General features: G+C 69.8%; 13 protein-coding genes and 1 pseudogene. 6 read left to right on the forward strand and 8 right to left on the reverse strand.

What is annotated here, in order from left to right; translation table 11 throughout:
- Position 1: 1 nt before the first annotated feature.
- Complete coding sequence (locus AB0B91_RS32905; protein WP_358327731.1) at positions 2–1,162, reverse strand: NAD(P)/FAD-dependent oxidoreductase; 1,161 nt, start codon at positions 1,160–1,162, stop codon at positions 2–4.
- 87 nt (positions 1,163–1,249) lie between these two features.
- Between AB0B91_RS32905 and AB0B91_RS32910 the strand changes: the two genes are divergently transcribed.
- Entirely contained in the window at positions 1,250–2,071 is an 822-nt protein-coding gene (locus AB0B91_RS32910; protein ID WP_358327732.1) for a TetR/AcrR family transcriptional regulator C-terminal domain-containing protein, read from the forward strand.
- A 20-nt stretch (positions 2,072–2,091) separates the two neighbouring features.
- Here the strand turns inward: AB0B91_RS32910 and AB0B91_RS32915 are convergent, their stop codons facing one another.
- Both AB0B91_RS32915 and AB0B91_RS32920 read right to left on the reverse strand, forming a co-directional pair.
- On the reverse strand, positions 2,092–2,745 hold the full coding sequence (locus tag AB0B91_RS32915; protein ID WP_358327734.1) for a protein-L-isoaspartate O-methyltransferase: 654 nt from the start codon (positions 2,743–2,745) through the stop codon (positions 2,092–2,094).
- A gap of 2 nt (positions 2,746–2,747) precedes the next feature.
- Positions 2,748–3,860 (reverse strand): CapA family protein, encoded by a 1,113-nt coding sequence (locus tag AB0B91_RS32920; RefSeq protein ID WP_358327736.1) that lies wholly within the window; start codon positions 3,858–3,860, stop codon positions 2,748–2,750.
- A gap of 43 nt (positions 3,861–3,903) precedes the next feature.
- On the opposite strand from AB0B91_RS32920, the gene AB0B91_RS32925 reads away from it, so the two are divergent.
- Positions 3,904–5,187 carry a hypothetical protein gene (locus AB0B91_RS32925; RefSeq protein ID WP_358327738.1) on the forward strand — a complete coding sequence of 428 codons (1,284 nt, stop codon included), beginning with the start codon at positions 3,904–3,906 and terminating at the stop codon, positions 5,185–5,187.
- Positions 5,188–5,628: 441 nt separating this feature from the next.
- Here AB0B91_RS32925 and AB0B91_RS32930 read toward each other — a convergent pair whose 3' ends face one another.
- The 4 genes from AB0B91_RS32930 to AB0B91_RS32945 form a co-directional block, all read right to left on the reverse strand.
- Positions 5,629–6,786 carry a glycoside hydrolase family 68 protein gene (locus tag AB0B91_RS32930; protein WP_358327740.1) on the reverse strand — a complete coding sequence of 386 codons (1,158 nt, stop codon included), beginning with the start codon at positions 6,784–6,786 and terminating at the stop codon, positions 5,629–5,631.
- Positions 6,787–6,933: 147 nt separating this feature from the next.
- On the reverse strand, positions 6,934–7,758 hold the full coding sequence (locus AB0B91_RS32935) for a carbohydrate ABC transporter permease (protein ID WP_358327742.1): 825 nt from the start codon (positions 7,756–7,758) through the stop codon (positions 6,934–6,936).
- Positions 7,755–8,681, reverse strand: coding sequence for a sugar ABC transporter permease (locus AB0B91_RS32940; protein ID WP_358327744.1), 927 nt, complete (start codon positions 8,679–8,681; stop codon positions 7,755–7,757). Before AB0B91_RS32940 ends, AB0B91_RS32935 begins: the two co-directional genes overlap by 4 nt.
- Positions 8,682–8,689: 8 nt before the next feature.
- Complete coding sequence (locus AB0B91_RS32945) at positions 8,690–10,051, reverse strand: hypothetical protein (RefSeq protein ID WP_358327746.1); 1,362 nt, start codon at positions 10,049–10,051, stop codon at positions 8,690–8,692.
- Positions 10,052–10,198: 147 nt separating this feature from the next.
- Here AB0B91_RS32945 and AB0B91_RS32950 point away from each other — a divergent pair, with 147 nt between their 5' ends.
- Positions 10,199–11,248, forward strand: a complete 1,050-nt coding sequence (locus tag AB0B91_RS32950; RefSeq protein ID WP_358327748.1) for a LacI family DNA-binding transcriptional regulator — start codon at positions 10,199–10,201, stop codon at positions 11,246–11,248.
- A gap of 38 nt (positions 11,249–11,286) precedes the next feature.
- On the opposite strand, the gene AB0B91_RS32955 is transcribed toward AB0B91_RS32950, so the two are convergent.
- Positions 11,287–11,937, reverse strand: a complete 651-nt coding sequence (locus AB0B91_RS32955) for a TetR family transcriptional regulator (protein WP_358327905.1) — start codon at positions 11,935–11,937, stop codon at positions 11,287–11,289.
- Between the two features lie 202 nt (positions 11,938–12,139).
- Between AB0B91_RS32955 and AB0B91_RS32960 the strand changes: the two are divergent.
- The 3 genes and pseudogenes from AB0B91_RS32960 to rox all read left to right on the forward strand — a co-directional run.
- Positions 12,140–12,355 (forward strand): annotated as a pseudogene (locus AB0B91_RS32960) (MFS transporter); the annotation flags it as partial.
- Between the two features lie 256 nt (positions 12,356–12,611).
- Positions 12,612–12,941, forward strand: a complete 330-nt coding sequence (locus AB0B91_RS32965) for a cytochrome P450 (protein WP_358327750.1) — start codon at positions 12,612–12,614, stop codon at positions 12,939–12,941.
- Between the two features lie 179 nt (positions 12,942–13,120).
- The gene (gene rox, locus AB0B91_RS32970; RefSeq protein WP_358327752.1) at positions 13,121–14,545 is read left to right on the forward strand and encodes a rifampin monooxygenase; all 1,425 of its coding nucleotides are present in this window, start codon (positions 13,121–13,123) and stop codon (positions 14,543–14,545) included.
- Position 14,546 lies beyond the last annotated feature (1 nt).

The raw sequence follows: 14,546 nt of genomic DNA on the forward strand, positions 1-14,546 counted from the left end.
CTCACGCGGACGCCCCACGGCTCTGGAAGAACTCCAGCACCCCGCGCGCACCCGACATGACCGTCTTCTGGACCGCCTCGGAGTGCCGAGCCGCCTCGGCGCCGCGGACGAACATCGTCTCCTCGTACGCGCGCACCGCCGCGTCCAGGTCGTCCGGACACGCGGCCAGCGCGAGCGCCAGTTCCGCGCCGTCGACCATGGCCAGGTTGGCGCCGATCCCGACCGGCGGCATCAGGTGCGCGGCATCGCCGAGCAGCGTCACCCCGGGGACGCCTGCCCAGCTCAGGCCGACCGGCAGCGAGGTGATCGCGCGGGGCGTGAACGGCCCGTCGCAGGCGGCGATCAGCGCGGTGATCTCCGGCGCCCATTCGGTGAACAGCTTCGCGAGCTCCGTACCGGCACGGGCGGGATCGTCGTACGGGATACCGCAGGTGGCGAACCAGTCTTCGGCGGTGTGCAGGCTCAGGTAGACGCGGACCCGGCCGTCGCCGTTGCGTTGCGCGGATACCCCCCGGTCCGGGCCGAGGGCCCAGTAGTTCCCGCGCCCGAGGCGGGCCGCGATCTCGGGATGGGTGCGGTCCACGTCGGCTATGACGCCCTCCAACGTGTTGAGGCCGATGTGCGCGGGCCGGGCGTCGGTGAGCAGCGGGCGGACGCGGGAGTTCGCGCCGTCCGCGCCGACCAGCAGGTCGCAGTCGGCGCTCGTCCCGTCGGCGAAGCGCAACCGCCACCCGCCCTCGGGCAGCGCTTCCGCGGACCGGTACGCGCGCCCCCACGCGACGGCGTCGCCGGGCAGCGAGCCGAGCAGCAGGTCGCGCAGGTCGGCGCGGTCGACCTCGGGCTTGGCGAGCGGCGCGTCGTCCGGGGTGTCGAAGCGCAGCAGCAGCGTGCCGTTCTCGTCCAGCAGTCGCAGATCCTGACCCTCGGAACGGGCGATCGCGCGGAAGCCCTCGGTCAGGCCGGCCTCCTGCAGCGCCCACTGCCCGGTGTCGGCGCGCAGGTCGAGCATGCCGCCCTGACCACGCGCGGCTCGCGACGCTTCCCGCTCGTACACGGTCGCCGCGATGCCGTGCACGTGCAGCACGCGCGCCAGCACCAGCCCGCCGGGCCCGGCTCCGACGATCGCGATCCGCGGGGGACGCCCGGAGATTTCCGTACTCATGGTCAACCAACCCTTCGTGATACATCGTATGGCTCGATACACTGTATCGAGCAAAGATACTGTATTAACCGATAGATGGAGAACGCAATGGTCGAACGAGACGGGGCGGCAGGCCGCCACCCTGCGGAGGACGCCGCACGGGAAGCGGACCAGCACGAGGCCGATGACGTACGGGATGCGGGTGAGCCGCTGCTGGTGTGGGAGCGACCGGAGCCGACCGATCGGGCGGTGCCGATCTGGCTCGACCGGGACCGGATCGTGCGCGCGGCGATCGCGCTCGCGGACGCCGACGGGCTGGCCGCGGTGTCAGTGCGCAAGGTCGCCGCCAAGCTCGACGCGGGCCCGATGCGCCTGTACCGCTATGTGGCCACCAAGGAGGAACTGCTCGACCTCATGGTCGACGCCGTGTACGCGGAGATCCACCCGCCCGGTCCTGGCGACGACTGGCGGGCCGCGCTGCGGACCCTGGCGCGCCGCACCCGGCAGGCCGCGCTGCGTCACGAGTGGTTCGCCGACCTGCTCGGCGGCCGCCCGCACCTCGGCCCGTACGCGCTCGCCCACCTGGAGGCATCTCTGGCCGCACTGCATGGCTCCCCCGGGTTCGACAACCCCGACACCGTCCGCGACGCGGTCGGCGCCGTCCGCGCCTACCTGGTAGGCGCGATCCGCATGGAGATCGCCGAGCGGCGTGTCGAACGCGCCGACGGCATGACCGAGCGCGAGTGGCAGCACGCCACCCGCCCGTATCTCACCCGCATGTTCGCCACCGGCCGCTATCCCACCCTGGCCTGGGTCGTCGACGACGCCACCCACCCCAGCCCGGCCGCCACCTTCGACACCGGCCTCGACCTGCTACTCGACGCCATCGACCCGGCTGGGCATGCCGAGGGACACCGGCCCGGCAGTTGAGCTCGCCTTTACGTTGTAGATTAATAGCGCGGGGCGGAGGAGAGCGGATAGCCGTACGAGCCGCGGAGGCGGACGAAGTGGGCCAGGGTGAGGATCTCGCGGCGCTCCAGCCCGGCGGCCACCCGCTCGAACAGCACGACCTCCTCCCGTCCCCCTGGGCCGATCGGCTGCACCAGGCGCCCACCGACCCCGAGCTGCTCGACCAGCGGCGCCGGGACCCGCGGGAAGGCGGCCGACACGAGGACGGCGTCGTACGGGGCACGCTGTGGCACGCCGCCACTGCCGTCCCCGACGAGCAGCTCCACGTTGCCGATGCCGTGGCGGGCGAGATTATGCCGAGCCTGCTCGGAGAAGCAGGGCCACAGCTCAACGGACACGACGTCGGCGGCCAGGCGCGCGAGCAGCGCCGTCTGGAAGCCGAGCCCCGTGCCGACCTCCAGCACGTGCTCGTCGCCGGACAGAGCCAGCCCCTCGATCATCCTGGCCGTGAGCGAGGGCTGGGTGGTCACCTGGTCATGCCCGATCGGCAGCGGGGCGTCCTGGTAGGCCGTGCCGATCGCGTCGGCGGGCACGAAGTCCGCCCTCGGTGTCGTCCGCACCGCCTCAAGCAGGCGCTCGTCGCGGACGCCCGCTGCCTGGAGGTCGCGCGCCAGGGTCCGCGGGGAGCCCGCCACAATCAGGCCTCCGCCAGGACGAGCATGCCGCCGGGCTCGCCGCGGATCCGCCGCCCGAAACCGCGTCCGGCCTCGTCGAGGGTCGCGCGCAGCCACTCGGCGTCGCCGGGGTCGGCGTGGCAGAGCCGCATGCGCCGGGCCCGCACGGGCGCCATGCGCAGGGCGGCGAGCCGTCCGGTGTCCGGATCGAGTGAGGCGAGGTAGAGCAGCCGCAGGTCGTCGCGGTACTCCTCGTACCCGCTGATCCCCTCGTAGTCGTCGACCAGGTCGCCGCAGCCGTAGAGGACCAGCCGGCCGCGGTACACCTCGATCGGGCGCGGATGGTGCGAGGAGTGCCCGTGCACCGCATCGACGCCCCCGTCGATGAGCGCGTGCGCGAAGAGGACCTGTTCCCGGGCGACCCAATACCCCCAGTTGGAGCCCCAGTGGATGGAGGCCACCACGATGTCCCCCGGTCGCTTCGCCTCCCGTACCCGCTCGACGATCGCGGCCGCGGCGGCCGGCGACGGCTCCGGGACGAAGTCGACGCCGGAGCGGTCCGCGGCCGCCGCCCAGTCCGGTGGCACGCCGCTGGAGGGCATGCCGAACGAGAACACCAGCACGCGCCCGCCTCCTGGCAGGGGCACGGTCGCCGGGCGGCGCGCCTCGTCCAGGTCCCGCCCCGCCCCGGCCGCCGCGAGCCCGGCCGAGGCCAGCGCGTCGAGCGTCTCGGTGAGCCCGGCGCGCCCGAAGTCCAGCAGGTGATTGTTCGCCAGTGCGCAGGCGTCGGGCCGCACCATGGCCAGGCACGGAAGGTTGTCGGGGTTCATGCGGTAGTGGACCGCCTTGCCCGGAGCGAACGCATCGCTCTTGGTCACGCTCGTCTCCAGGTTCACCACCCGGACGTCCCGCGCGTACGCGTCCAGGACCGACAGCGCGTCGCCCCAGGGCCAGGAGAAGTCGACCGGACGCGGAATCGGCCCGTTGACCGCCTCGGCGAGCTCGACGTAGGTGCGCGCGTCGTCGATGTGCGGCTCACGCAGGGCGGGATCACCGGGATGCGGGAGCACCTGGTCCACACCGCGGCCGAGCATGACGTCGCCGCCGAGGAACAGGGTCACCAGGTCAGCGCCCATGCCTCCATGCTAGGCGGCCAGGTCGGTTCACCGAGACACGCGGTTGGCGTCCGCCAGGGCGCCGTTGCCGCCCGAGCTCCAGGAGGCCGTCGACCATCCGATCGCGGATATCAGGGCCGGGACGATCGATGCGCTGGCCCGGCTGCGGCGCAGTCGCCACGCGGGTCTGGCCTTGGCGGCCCGGCTGACGCTGGAAAGGCTGGCCGACGACGACAGCCGGATGGTCTCGGCCGCCGCGGCCCAGGCCCTCGGCACCGACGTACGGGTCCACTCCCCTGCCGGGTCCTTCGCTCCTGTCGCTGTTCCGCCAGCAGTAGCACCCGTAAGACCGTCATCATCCGCGAAGGGCGCAGGGGAGTCCGTGGTACCCGCTCCCCCAACCGAGCCGGCGATCAACCGGCGATCCTACGAAGACGAGATCGTTTCCCGAGATACCTTCGCGGTCCGGCGTCGCTCGTGGACTCCGGCCCTGCGCGCCCTCGCCTTCCTGTCCGCGCTCCTCCTGCTGGTCGGCCCGATGGAGCGCAGGTCCGGTATCGAATACCTCTGGTTGCAGGACGGCGCCCATCCCACGTGGTTCATCCTGCTCGTGGGCGCCGCGATGGTGGTCGGCCTGCTCAGAGAAGGCCGAGCACGCATGGCGGTACTGGGCGCCGCGGCCGGTCTGGCCGCGCTCCACGTGGGCCTGTTCGCCCACATCATCGCGGTCAATCGCCTCCATGCCCCGTTCGAGGCGCTGCTGATCCTCACCGGCATCGTGCTCATCCTGCTGGTGGTGCTCGCGGAGATGGCCCTGGCCCTGGAGGGCCCGGCCAGGGTCGTCGCGGCCGTCACCGGCCTGCTGGCAGTGACAGCGATGGTCATCGACCTGGCGATTCCCATCCCGGTGGCTGAGGTGGACGGCCCGACAATCGTGTTGATGACAGTCTTGGTCCTCATCGGCGCGCTCATTTTCCGCGTGGGCCTGGACCCGGGGAGACAGATAGCCTGGCGGCCGATCGTGCTCGGTATGACGGCCACGGTTCTGGTCACCATCGGCGTCCTCAACCTCCAGAACGGCAGCGGTCCTGGAAGTTCGTGGGTACCCGCCTATCTACCGGTGCTGCTGGTGTTGCTCGTCGTTGAGTCCCAGGTGACGCACGACCGGCTGGAACTGCTGGCCGGCGTCCAGTTCATGGCGATCGCGGGCTTGATCCACAACTTCGCGCTGGTGCCGACCGGGCCGGCGTTCTTGGTGATGTTGTTGATCGCGGCGGCGTTCGCGGGTGCTGCCGCGTACCACGCGAGCGCCGGACCGGGGCCCGCGCAGTTGCTCCGCGATGGTTGACGGGTCACCAGGTGACAGGGAGTTGGTGGACGCCGCTCCACCGTGGCCAGGATCACGTCTCGCGTCGCGCTGCCCCGTTCCGACCGGATCGTCTTGCCGACCATCGCCATCACCTCATCAGGACTCCGTCTCAGGTCCCCTCCTCAGCGGGCCCGTACTCCCCTATATATAAATCACATGATTTACTCAGATAGCTGGACGGACGGAGGTTCCCGCGTGTCGCCATGCTGATCCCAGGTGGGCTCGCGTATGGGTGGACCGGGTCAGTCGTCCGTAGGTCCCACCTGCCTCGAACCACGCCGCGGCCGTTGCGGAATCACCGCCGTCGCACCGTCGATCCGGCCGCCCGCACATCGCGCACCTTCAGTACGTTTCCGTTCCGCCACGCTCCGAGGGCCGGATCGCCCGCCGCCCTGCGACGGCGCCCTCGGGGTGCCTACGTCAAGAACCGTTCCGCGAATCCGTCGCGGCTGGGACGACAGAGGCGCTCATGCCGTCCAGGGTGAGTCTGAGCATCGGGGCGATGGTGCCGCCGAAGCCGGCCCGTGCCTGCGCTGCACCCGCGTATCGGAGGTCCATGCCCTGGTGGGAGCGGTAGTTGGCGAAGCTGACCACGTGGCGGTCCGGCAGCACCAGCCAGGCGTAGGCCTGGTCGGGTTCGACAGAGGGATTCTGAAGCACGAGCCCGGATCCGTTGAGCGGTTCGTACGGTCCGGTCAGGCTGGGCGCGGCGAAGCCGTACAGCCCGGTGGGCGCACGACCGGCCGGGTGGAAGGTGTGGCGCTGGGCACAGAAGAAGAGGTAGTACCAGGAGTCGTGGACGATGACGTGCGGTCGTTCGAGCTCGTGGTTGACGCCTTCGGCGATGAGGAGGGGCGGGAGCAGCGACCAGGCGTCGCCCCGTGACTCGGCGAGGGCGATCGCACCGGTGAAGCCATCCTTCCAGGCGGTGGATGCGGCGACGAGCAGATAGTCGCGCCCGTCAGCCGGGTCCCGGAACCAGCCGGGATCGCGGAAGGCCCTGATACGGCCCGGCGCCCCGTCGGCCTCGTCGGCCGGCAGGTACATCCGGCCGTCGGAGCGCAGGACCTCTCGATGCCCGGCGTCTTGTCGCAGCAGGATCCGGCCGCGGTCGTCGGCGATCAGGACGGGTTGGGTCTCGATGACGCTCTGCTGATACGTCGGGCGTGCTTCGCCGCGCCGTCCGGCGGCCGTGTAGAACACCGACACGGTGCCGTCGGACCGGCGGACCGCCGATCCTGACCATTCGCGGCTGCCGGGCGAGGCACCGTCGGCGAAGGCGTCGCCCAGGTCTTTCCACTGCCCACCGTTCTTGCCGAGCAGGCGGATCCGGGCCTGATCGTGGCGCTTCTCGGGGTGCCCGAGGGCGGGCGCCGACAGGGCCATCCACAGCTCGTAGCCGCCGGTCACGCTCGTCGAGCCGTCCTCCTCCTGGACCGGCCACAGGTCCCAGAGGTCGTGGTCAGGCAGGATCCGCGGTACGGCCGCCGGGTCGATGACGGGCGCCGTGGTCACGCCGCTCTCGGCAAGCAGATCGAGGTGCCGGCGGGTCCAGCGCGCCGGTCGGCCACCGCTCACGTGGCACCCTGCCGGCGGCGGTGACCACCGGCCGGTCTCTGAAGCACGCGGGATCCGGTCGCCGCTCCTGGCCGTCCTCGTTGAACCATGGATGACCTCTTCTTTCACTCGTGGGAGGTGATTGAGCCAGCTGGGGCCTACCGGTCGTCAGCCCTTCAGGGAGCCCTGGAGCAGGGCCTTGACGAAGTGGCGCTGAAAGATGAGGAAGATCACGAGCGTGGGCGTCAGGATCAGCAGCGATCCGGCGCACAGCAGCGGGATGTCGGTGCCCCACTGGCCCTGGAAGGCGCCCAAGGCGCCGGACATGGTGCGCTTGGTGGGGTCGTCCACCAGGACGATGGCCAGCAGGAACTGGTTCCAGGTCCACAGGAACAGCAGGATGCCCAGGGACGAGATCGCCGGCATGGCCAGGGGGACGTGGATGCGCCGGAACAGCTGCCACACGTTGGCGCCGTCCATCCGTGCGCTCTCGGACAGCTCGCCGGGCATGTTGACGAAATGGGCGCGCATCCAGAAGACGGAGAACGGCATGAACAGGCCGATGAGCGGCAGAATGATGGCCCAGCGCGTGTTCAACAGCCCCATGTCGCGGACCTGGTAGTACAGCGGCGTGATGATGCCCTCGAAGGGGAGGGTCAGACCGAGCACGAACAGCAGGAAGATGACGCGGCTGCCGATCACGCGCAGGTGGCCGATGGCGAAGCCGGCCATGGTGCCCAGCAGGATCGAGATCGGTACCACGCCCAGCACGATGAGGACGCTCGACTTCAGCAGTTCGCCCATGTTCGCGACCTCGAAGGCCCGCAGGAAGTTGCCCCACTGCGGGTCGTCGGGCCAGGCCAGCCCGGCCGGGTAGGTGCCCGAGGGGTGCAGGGCGGTGACGAACAGGCTGAGGAACGGCAGGAGCGTGACCGCCATCATGAGGATGAGCAGCAGCCGGCCGGTCCAGGCCTCCCGCCCTGCGATGATCATCGGTTGCCGTCCTTTGCGAACCACTGGATGGGAAGGGCGCAGGCGATCACGAGGACCATGAGCACCACGGCCAGGGCCGAGGCCAGGCCCACCTCGCGTTCGGAGAAGGCCAGGTAGAAGATCTGCAAGCCGGGAACCATGGTCGTGTTGCCGGGGCCGCCCTGGGTGGAGATGTAGATGATGTCGAAGCTGGCCAGAGCCGCGATCACGGTCACAGTGACGCAGACCGCGATCTCCTGGCGCAGGCTGGGCACCGTGATGGAGACGAACTCCCGCCATGCTCCGGCGCCGTCCAGCCGGGCGGCCTCATAGAGGGCCGGGTCGATCTTGCTCATGCCGGCCAGCAGCAGGAGCGTGCACAGGCCGAGCAGCACCCATGCGCCGATCATGCCGACCGCCGGCAGAGCGGTGGCGAAGTCGCCCAGCCAGGCCCGGGTCACCCCGCCGAGGCCGATGAGCGAGAGCAACTGGTTGATCACTCCGGTGGAGGCCAGCAGCCAGCTCCACGCGATGCCGGCCGCCACCAGCGGGATGACCTGCGGCAGGAAGAGCACGGTCCGGGCCACGAGGGCAAGCCTGCTTGCGGCGATCCGCCGGATCGTCGCGGCGATGGCCAGGCCCAGCACGACCGGGATCACGCTGAAGAACACGATCAGCTGGAAAGCATTCACCAGCGAGTCGGACAGGTCCGGATCGGTGAAGACCTTGCCGTAGTTGGCCAGCCCCACCCAGGTGGAGGCGCCGATGCCGTTCCACTCGTACAGCGAGTACTGGAAGGTCAGGGTGATCGGGCGAAGGACGAACACCGCGTAGAACACGAGCGCCGGGGCGACGAACAGCCAGCCGACCAAGCCGCGCGCGTCGCGCAGCCTGGTCGCGACCGGCCGCCGGTGCGCGGATCGGGAGCCGGCGGAGCGGGTCATCAACTGCCTCAGTTCCCTTCGAGCTGGCCGGCGTAGTCGGCCTGGACCGTCTTCAGCAGCTCCTGCGGACTCTGCTGCCCGGCCACCAGCTTCTGCAGCTGCGGCGTCCAGCTCTTGGCGTAGATGGCGCCGGTGGCGTTGGCGATGAAGTCCATCGCGCCGTTGTCCTTGGCGATGTCCGCCCCGGCCGCCAGAGTGCTCGCCGTGACCTTGTCCGCTGCCACGGCCGGCATGTACGCCTCAGCCGGTCCCATCGGACGCGATCCGCCGACCTCGACGCCGATCTCGCGAGCCCGCTTGTCGGTGGCGACCCAGTTGAGGAAGAAGGCGGCACAGTCGGCGTTCTTGGCGTTCGCGGCGATCCCGAAGGTGAGAGGCGCTGACATGGCGGCGAGCTTGCCGCCCTGCTGCGCCGGCGGCATCAGCAGGAAACCCACGTTGCCCGGCATCTGCTTGTCGAGGTTGCCCGACTCCCAGTCGCCGTTGAACATGAACAGGCCCTGGCCGTCGATGAAGCGGCTCATCATGGTCGCGTAGTCGAGCGCGTTGACGTCCTTCGGGAAGTAGCCTGCCTTGACCCATTTGTCCAGGTGCTGGGCGGCCCGCAGGTTCGACGGGGTATCGATGGTGGCGCCGGGCTTCTGGAAGATCCAGTCGTTGACGGGCCCGGCAGGGCCGTAAGAGGCCATGAGGTTTTGCAGCGGGAATGCCAGGCCGCCGGTGGCGCCGCCGTTGAACTGCAGGATGGGCGTGATGCCCGCGCCCTTGGCCTTGTCCAGCACTTGGTCGAGCTCCGCCAGCGTGGTGGGCGGCGTGGACATCCCGATCTGGGCGGCGAGCTTCTTGTTGTAGAAGACGCCGGTCATGCTGAAGTTGAGCCCCAGGGCGTACAACGAGCCCTCACCCCGCGGCCGCCCGCCCGGACCCAGGCGCAGCTGCTGAAGCTGCGAGGCCGGCCACTTGTCCCAGCCGAACGCCGTCGCATAACCGTCCAGGTTCTTCAGCAGGTTGTCCTTGACCAGCTCGGACACCTGGGGCAGGCGCATCAGGTCGGGCGGGTTGTCCGCCAGCACCCGCGGGGCATTCTGCGTGATGACCGCGAACTGGTCCTCGCGGATATCCCAGGTGACGTTCGGGTGCTGTTTGGTGAACTCGGTGGTCAGCGTCTTGGGCAGCGGGAAGCCGGTCTCGAAGTAGCCGTTGAGCTTGATCGGCGCCGAGCCGCAGGTGGGCGCCGCGGACATCGACGACGTGCTGGTGGCCTTGGGCTGCGGGCTGTTGCTGCCGGGAGCCGCGCAGGCGGCGGTCAGCGTCCCCATGGCGATCACAAGCGCGGCACCGGACCTGCCGGGGCGGACTCGACGAGCCATGTGCATCTCCTCTGCTGCTTGGGACAATCGGCACCTGGCTGATGTCCCGACTCCGTTGCTAAATCGGGTTAGCGCCCGATAGTCTCACCATGCGCGTCGTACGATGTCAACCCCCCGTAACACACTCTTGACGATCGGAGATTTTGGGTGAGCCCACGACGGGTCACGCTGGCCGATGTGGCCAAGGCCGCCGGTGTCTCCCGCCCGACAGCCTCGCTCGTGCTGTCAGGCCGCGGCCGTGAACTGCGCATCTCTCAGGATGTCGAGGAGCGTGTGCTGCGGGCCGCCGAGGAGTTGCAGTACCGGCCCAACATCGTCTCCGTCGGGCTGCGTACGGGCAGTTCCCGGACGATCGGCTTCGTCTCGGACACCGTCGCCACCTCGCGGCTGGCCGGTGACATGATCAAGGGAGCGCTCGAGGCCGCCCGTGAACGCGGTTTCATGTTGTTCATCGGTGAGACCGAAGGCGACGCCGAGCTTGAACGCCTCCTGCTCCAGGCCATGCACGACCGCCAGGTCGACGGGCTCATCCTGGCCTCGATGTTCACCCGCACCATCAAGATACCCAAGGCCGTGACGGCCGTGCCCGCCGTGTTGCTCAACGCGCTGCCCAAGCAGCCCACCCATTTGCCCGCCGTCCTGCCCGACGAGGTCGAGGCCGGCCGCCGTGCGGCCCGCGTTCTGCTCGACGCCGGCCACCGTGACGGCATCTACCTGATCGGCGCCGGTCCGGGCCTGCGCGATGTGCCCGCCGAAAGCCTCGCGGCGGTGGAACGGCTCGTCGGCATCCGTGAGGCGCTCGGCGAGGCGGGCGTCAAGGTGGCGGGCGCTCGCACCTGCCCCGATTGGCAGCCGGAGTACGGCCTCGCCGCGACGCGGGACCTCCTGCGGACCGCCCAGCCGCATGCGCTGATCTGCTTCAATGACCGGATCGCGATGGGTGCTTACCAGGCGCTCGACGACTTCGGGCTCAAGGTGCCCGCCGATGTCTCCGTCGTCTCCTTCGACGACCATCCCCTCGCCTCGTGGGTGCGGCCGCAGCTGACCACCGTGGCGCTGCCCCATTACGAGCTGGGCCGCAAGGCGGTGGACGTGCTGTTCACCCAGATCGAGCGCGACCCCGCGGACACCGAGGCGGGCCAGGTGCACCGGGTTCCGATGCCCGTCCGCAACCGCGAGTCCGTCGCGCCGGGTTGAATCACAAGCTCAGAGAGGCCCCTTCTCCCCTCCCCCGATCACGAGTGACGCGTCACCGGAGCCTGCAACAGTCCGACGATCGCGTCGATCAGACTGGCGGCGAGGTCGTCCCAGCTCGGCTGGAGGGTGGATGTGCCCTCGCCGAGGGCACGTTCCCGCTCGACGCACATGTGCACGATCACATGACGCGCCATGGCCCAGCGTGCCTCGCGCACGGCGGGCGGCAGATCGGAAATACACCGGTTCAGGCCGTCCACGAGCAGCCGTAGCGAGGGCGACGGGAGCGACTCCTCGACCGTGATCTGATAGAGCGCCGGATCGGCCATCACCTGGGCACGGAACCGCGCGTACCAGGTGGGACTGCCCTGGGCCGCCAGATGCCGGATGAACGGGCGCACCAGACAGTCCACCCAATCGCGGACATCCGTGGAGCCGGCGGCGTCGGCCACCATCCACACCCGCAGCTCCTCCATCTGGTCGGCGTGTTTGCGGGCGATCGCACGGACCAGATCCGCCTTCGTGCCGAAGTGGTAACCCACCGCGGCACTGTTGCCCTGACCCGCCGCCTCACTGATCTGGCGGTTCGACACCGCGTGCACACCGTGTTCGGCGAACAACCGCTCCGCCGTGGCCAGGATCAACTCCCGGGTCGCCCCGCCCCGCTCGGGCCGTACCGTCCTACCCGCCATCACCGTCTCCTCGATCTCGACCGTCACCGCATCGTAGGGAACCGTCGCACCCACCCAAATCAATCATACGGTTTAATTAAATCAATCGTGCGGTTTACTTTTGATGTCGGCCGCTCTCACCTAACTGGAGGCTTCCCCCGTGTCCCAAGTCCTTGCCGGACCCGCTGATCCCAGGACAGCCGCCCCGCCGCGGTCGGGCGCGATCGTGGCGGTCCTGGCCTGCGCCGGGATCGTGACGGCGCCGATGCAGACCTTGGTGATCCCGCTGGTCCCCAGGCTCCCCTCGCTCCTGGGCGCCTCCGCCTCCTGGGCGGTGACCGCCACTCTGCTCGCCGCCGCCATCGCCACCCCCGTGGTGGGGCGACTGGGCGACATGTACGGCAAGCGGCGCATGCTGCTGATCAGCCTCACCCTGCTGGCGGAGAGCATGGCGAAGGAGGGCTCGGGCGGCATCGGCTTCATCATGATGGAGCCGATGCCGATCATGCCCGGCTGCGCCGCATGGTCACCTCCGCGTTCACCATCAAGCGGGTGGAGGCGATGCGGCCGGCCACCCAGCGGATCGCGGACGAGCTGATCGGCGAGAAGCTCGCCAAGCCCGGCGACGACCTGCTCTCCGTGCTGGTCGAGCGGGTCAAGGCCGGTGAGCTGTCCCGGCCGATCACCCACGGCGGGTGGCGCTGGAGGACATCGAGATCGCCGGCCAGGTCATCCGGGCCGGCGAGGGGATCATCATCGTCAACGAGACCGCCAACCGAGACCCGTCCGTCTTCCCCGACCCGGACCTGCTGGACCTCCAGCGCAACGCCCGGCGCCACGTGAGTTTCGGGTACGGGGTGCACCAGTGCCTGGGACAACCCCTGGCGCGGATGGAACTGCAAGTCGCCTACCCCGCGCTCCTACGGCGGCTCCCCACCCTGGCGCTCGCCACCGAGGTGGAGCAGATCCCCTTCAAGCACGACGGATTCGTCTACGGGGCCTACGAGTTGCCCGTCACCTGGTGACATTCCTCCTGGAAAAAGGAGCTACGCAACTCCCTGCCACTCTCAACCTATAGCGCACCGGGGGGCTTGCGGCAAGGCCCGGGTCGTGCTGCAGAATCGGCGGCCGAGGCCAGAACCTGCGGAAATCCGGACCGCGCGGAGCAGCCGGCCGGAATGCGACCTCGTGGAGTGGGGGGTTCATGATTGACGTGATCGTCGCCGGCGGCGGACCGACCGGCCTGATGCTGGCCAGCGAGTTGCGGCTGCACGGCGTACACGCGCTCGTGCTGGAGAAGGACACGGAGCCGACCGGGTACGTCCGCGCGCTCGGTCTGCACATACGCAGCATCGAGGTAATGGACCAGCGCGGTCTGCTGGAGCGGTTCCTCGCCCTCGGTAAGCAGTTCACGGGCGGTGGTTTCGCCGGCATCGCCAAGCCGTGGCCCGACCGGTTGAACACCGCGCATCCGTACACCCTCGGCATCCCGCAGACCACCACCGAGCGCCTGCTGACCGAGCACGCCACCGAGGTCGGTGTCGAGATCCGGCGCGGCTGCGAGCTGGTCGGGCTGAGCCAGGACGAGCACGGGGTGACCGTCGAGCCGGCCGACGGCACGCGGTTGCGCGCGCGTTACCTCGTCGGTTGCGACGGCGGCCGCAGCACGGTGCGCAAGCTGCTCGGCGTCGGCTTCCCCGGCGAGCCCACCAAGGTCGAGACGCTGCTGGGCAAGATGGAGCTGACCGAGAATCCGGCGACGGTCGCCGCCATCGTCGCGGAGGTCCGCAAGACCCAGCTGCGGTTCGGCGCCGGACCTCTCGGGGACGGGGTGTACCGCGTCGTCGTGCCCGCCGATGGGGTGGCCGAGGACCGCGCGGTTCCGCCGACCCTCGAGGAGTTCAAGCAGCAGTTGCGGGCCACCGCGGGCACCGACTTCGGCGCGCACTCACCGCGCTGGCTCTCCCGCTTCGGCGACGCCACCCGGCTGGCCGAGCGCTACCGGACCGGTCGGGTGCTGCTGGCCGGCGACGCGGCGCACACCCACCCGCCGGTCGGCGGGCAGGGGCTCAACCTCGGCATCCAGGACGCGTTCAACCTCGGCTGGAAACTGGCCGCCGAGGTCGGCGGGTGGGCACCGGAGGGGCTGCTGGACAGCTACCACACCGAACGGCACCCGGTGGCCGCCGACGTGCTGAACAACACCCGCGCGGGGATGGAGCTGCTGTCCCTGGAGCCGGGCCCCCAGTCGGTGCGCCGGCTGTTGTCGGAACTGATGGACTTCGAGGAGGTGAACCGGTACCTGGTCGAGAAGATCACTGGGATCGGGGTGCGCTACGACTTCGGCGAGGGGCACGAACTGCTCGGCCGGCGGATGCGGGACGTGGAGCTGAAGCGAGGGCGCCTCTACGCGTTGATGCACGGCGGCCGCGGGCTGCTGCTCGACCAGACCGGCCGGCTCTCGGTGACGGGCTGGGCGGACCGGGTCGACCACGTCGTCGACGTCAGCGACGAACTGGATGTGCCCGCGGTGCTGCTGCGGCCGGACGGTCACGTGGCCTGGGTCGGTGACGATCAGCAGGGGCTGCTCGGCCAGTTGCCCAAGTGGTTCGGCGCTGCCGTCGGCTGAG

Origin of the sequence: Nonomuraea sp. NPDC049141, from assembly GCF_040648415.1 — a bacterium.
GTDB lineage: Bacteria > Actinomycetota > Actinomycetes > Streptosporangiales > Streptosporangiaceae > Nonomuraea.

Coding starts and splice junctions, on each gene's coding strand:
- AB0B91_RS32955 (WP_358327905.1), bottom strand. CDS start 11,937: ATGGCGGGTAGGACGGTACGGCCCGAGCGGGGCGGGGCGACCCGGGAG.
- AB0B91_RS32935 (WP_358327742.1), bottom strand. CDS start 7,758: ATGATCATCGCAGGGCGGGAGGCCTGGACCGGCCGGCTGCTGCTCATC.
- AB0B91_RS32920 (WP_358327736.1), bottom strand. CDS start 3,860: ATGGGCGCTGACCTGGTGACCCTGTTCCTCGGCGGCGACGTCATGCTC.
- AB0B91_RS32945 (WP_358327746.1), bottom strand. CDS start 10,051: ATGGCTCGTCGAGTCCGCCCCGGCAGGTCCGGTGCCGCGCTTGTGATC.
- AB0B91_RS32910 (WP_358327732.1), top strand. CDS start 1,250: ATGGTCGAACGAGACGGGGCGGCAGGCCGCCACCCTGCGGAGGACGCC.
- rox (WP_358327752.1), top strand. CDS start 13,121: ATGATTGACGTGATCGTCGCCGGCGGCGGACCGACCGGCCTGATGCTG.
- AB0B91_RS32940 (WP_358327744.1), bottom strand. CDS start 8,681: ATGACCCGCTCCGCCGGCTCCCGATCCGCGCACCGGCGGCCGGTCGCG.
- AB0B91_RS32905 (WP_358327731.1), bottom strand. CDS start 1,162: ATGAGTACGGAAATCTCCGGGCGTCCCCCGCGGATCGCGATCGTCGGA.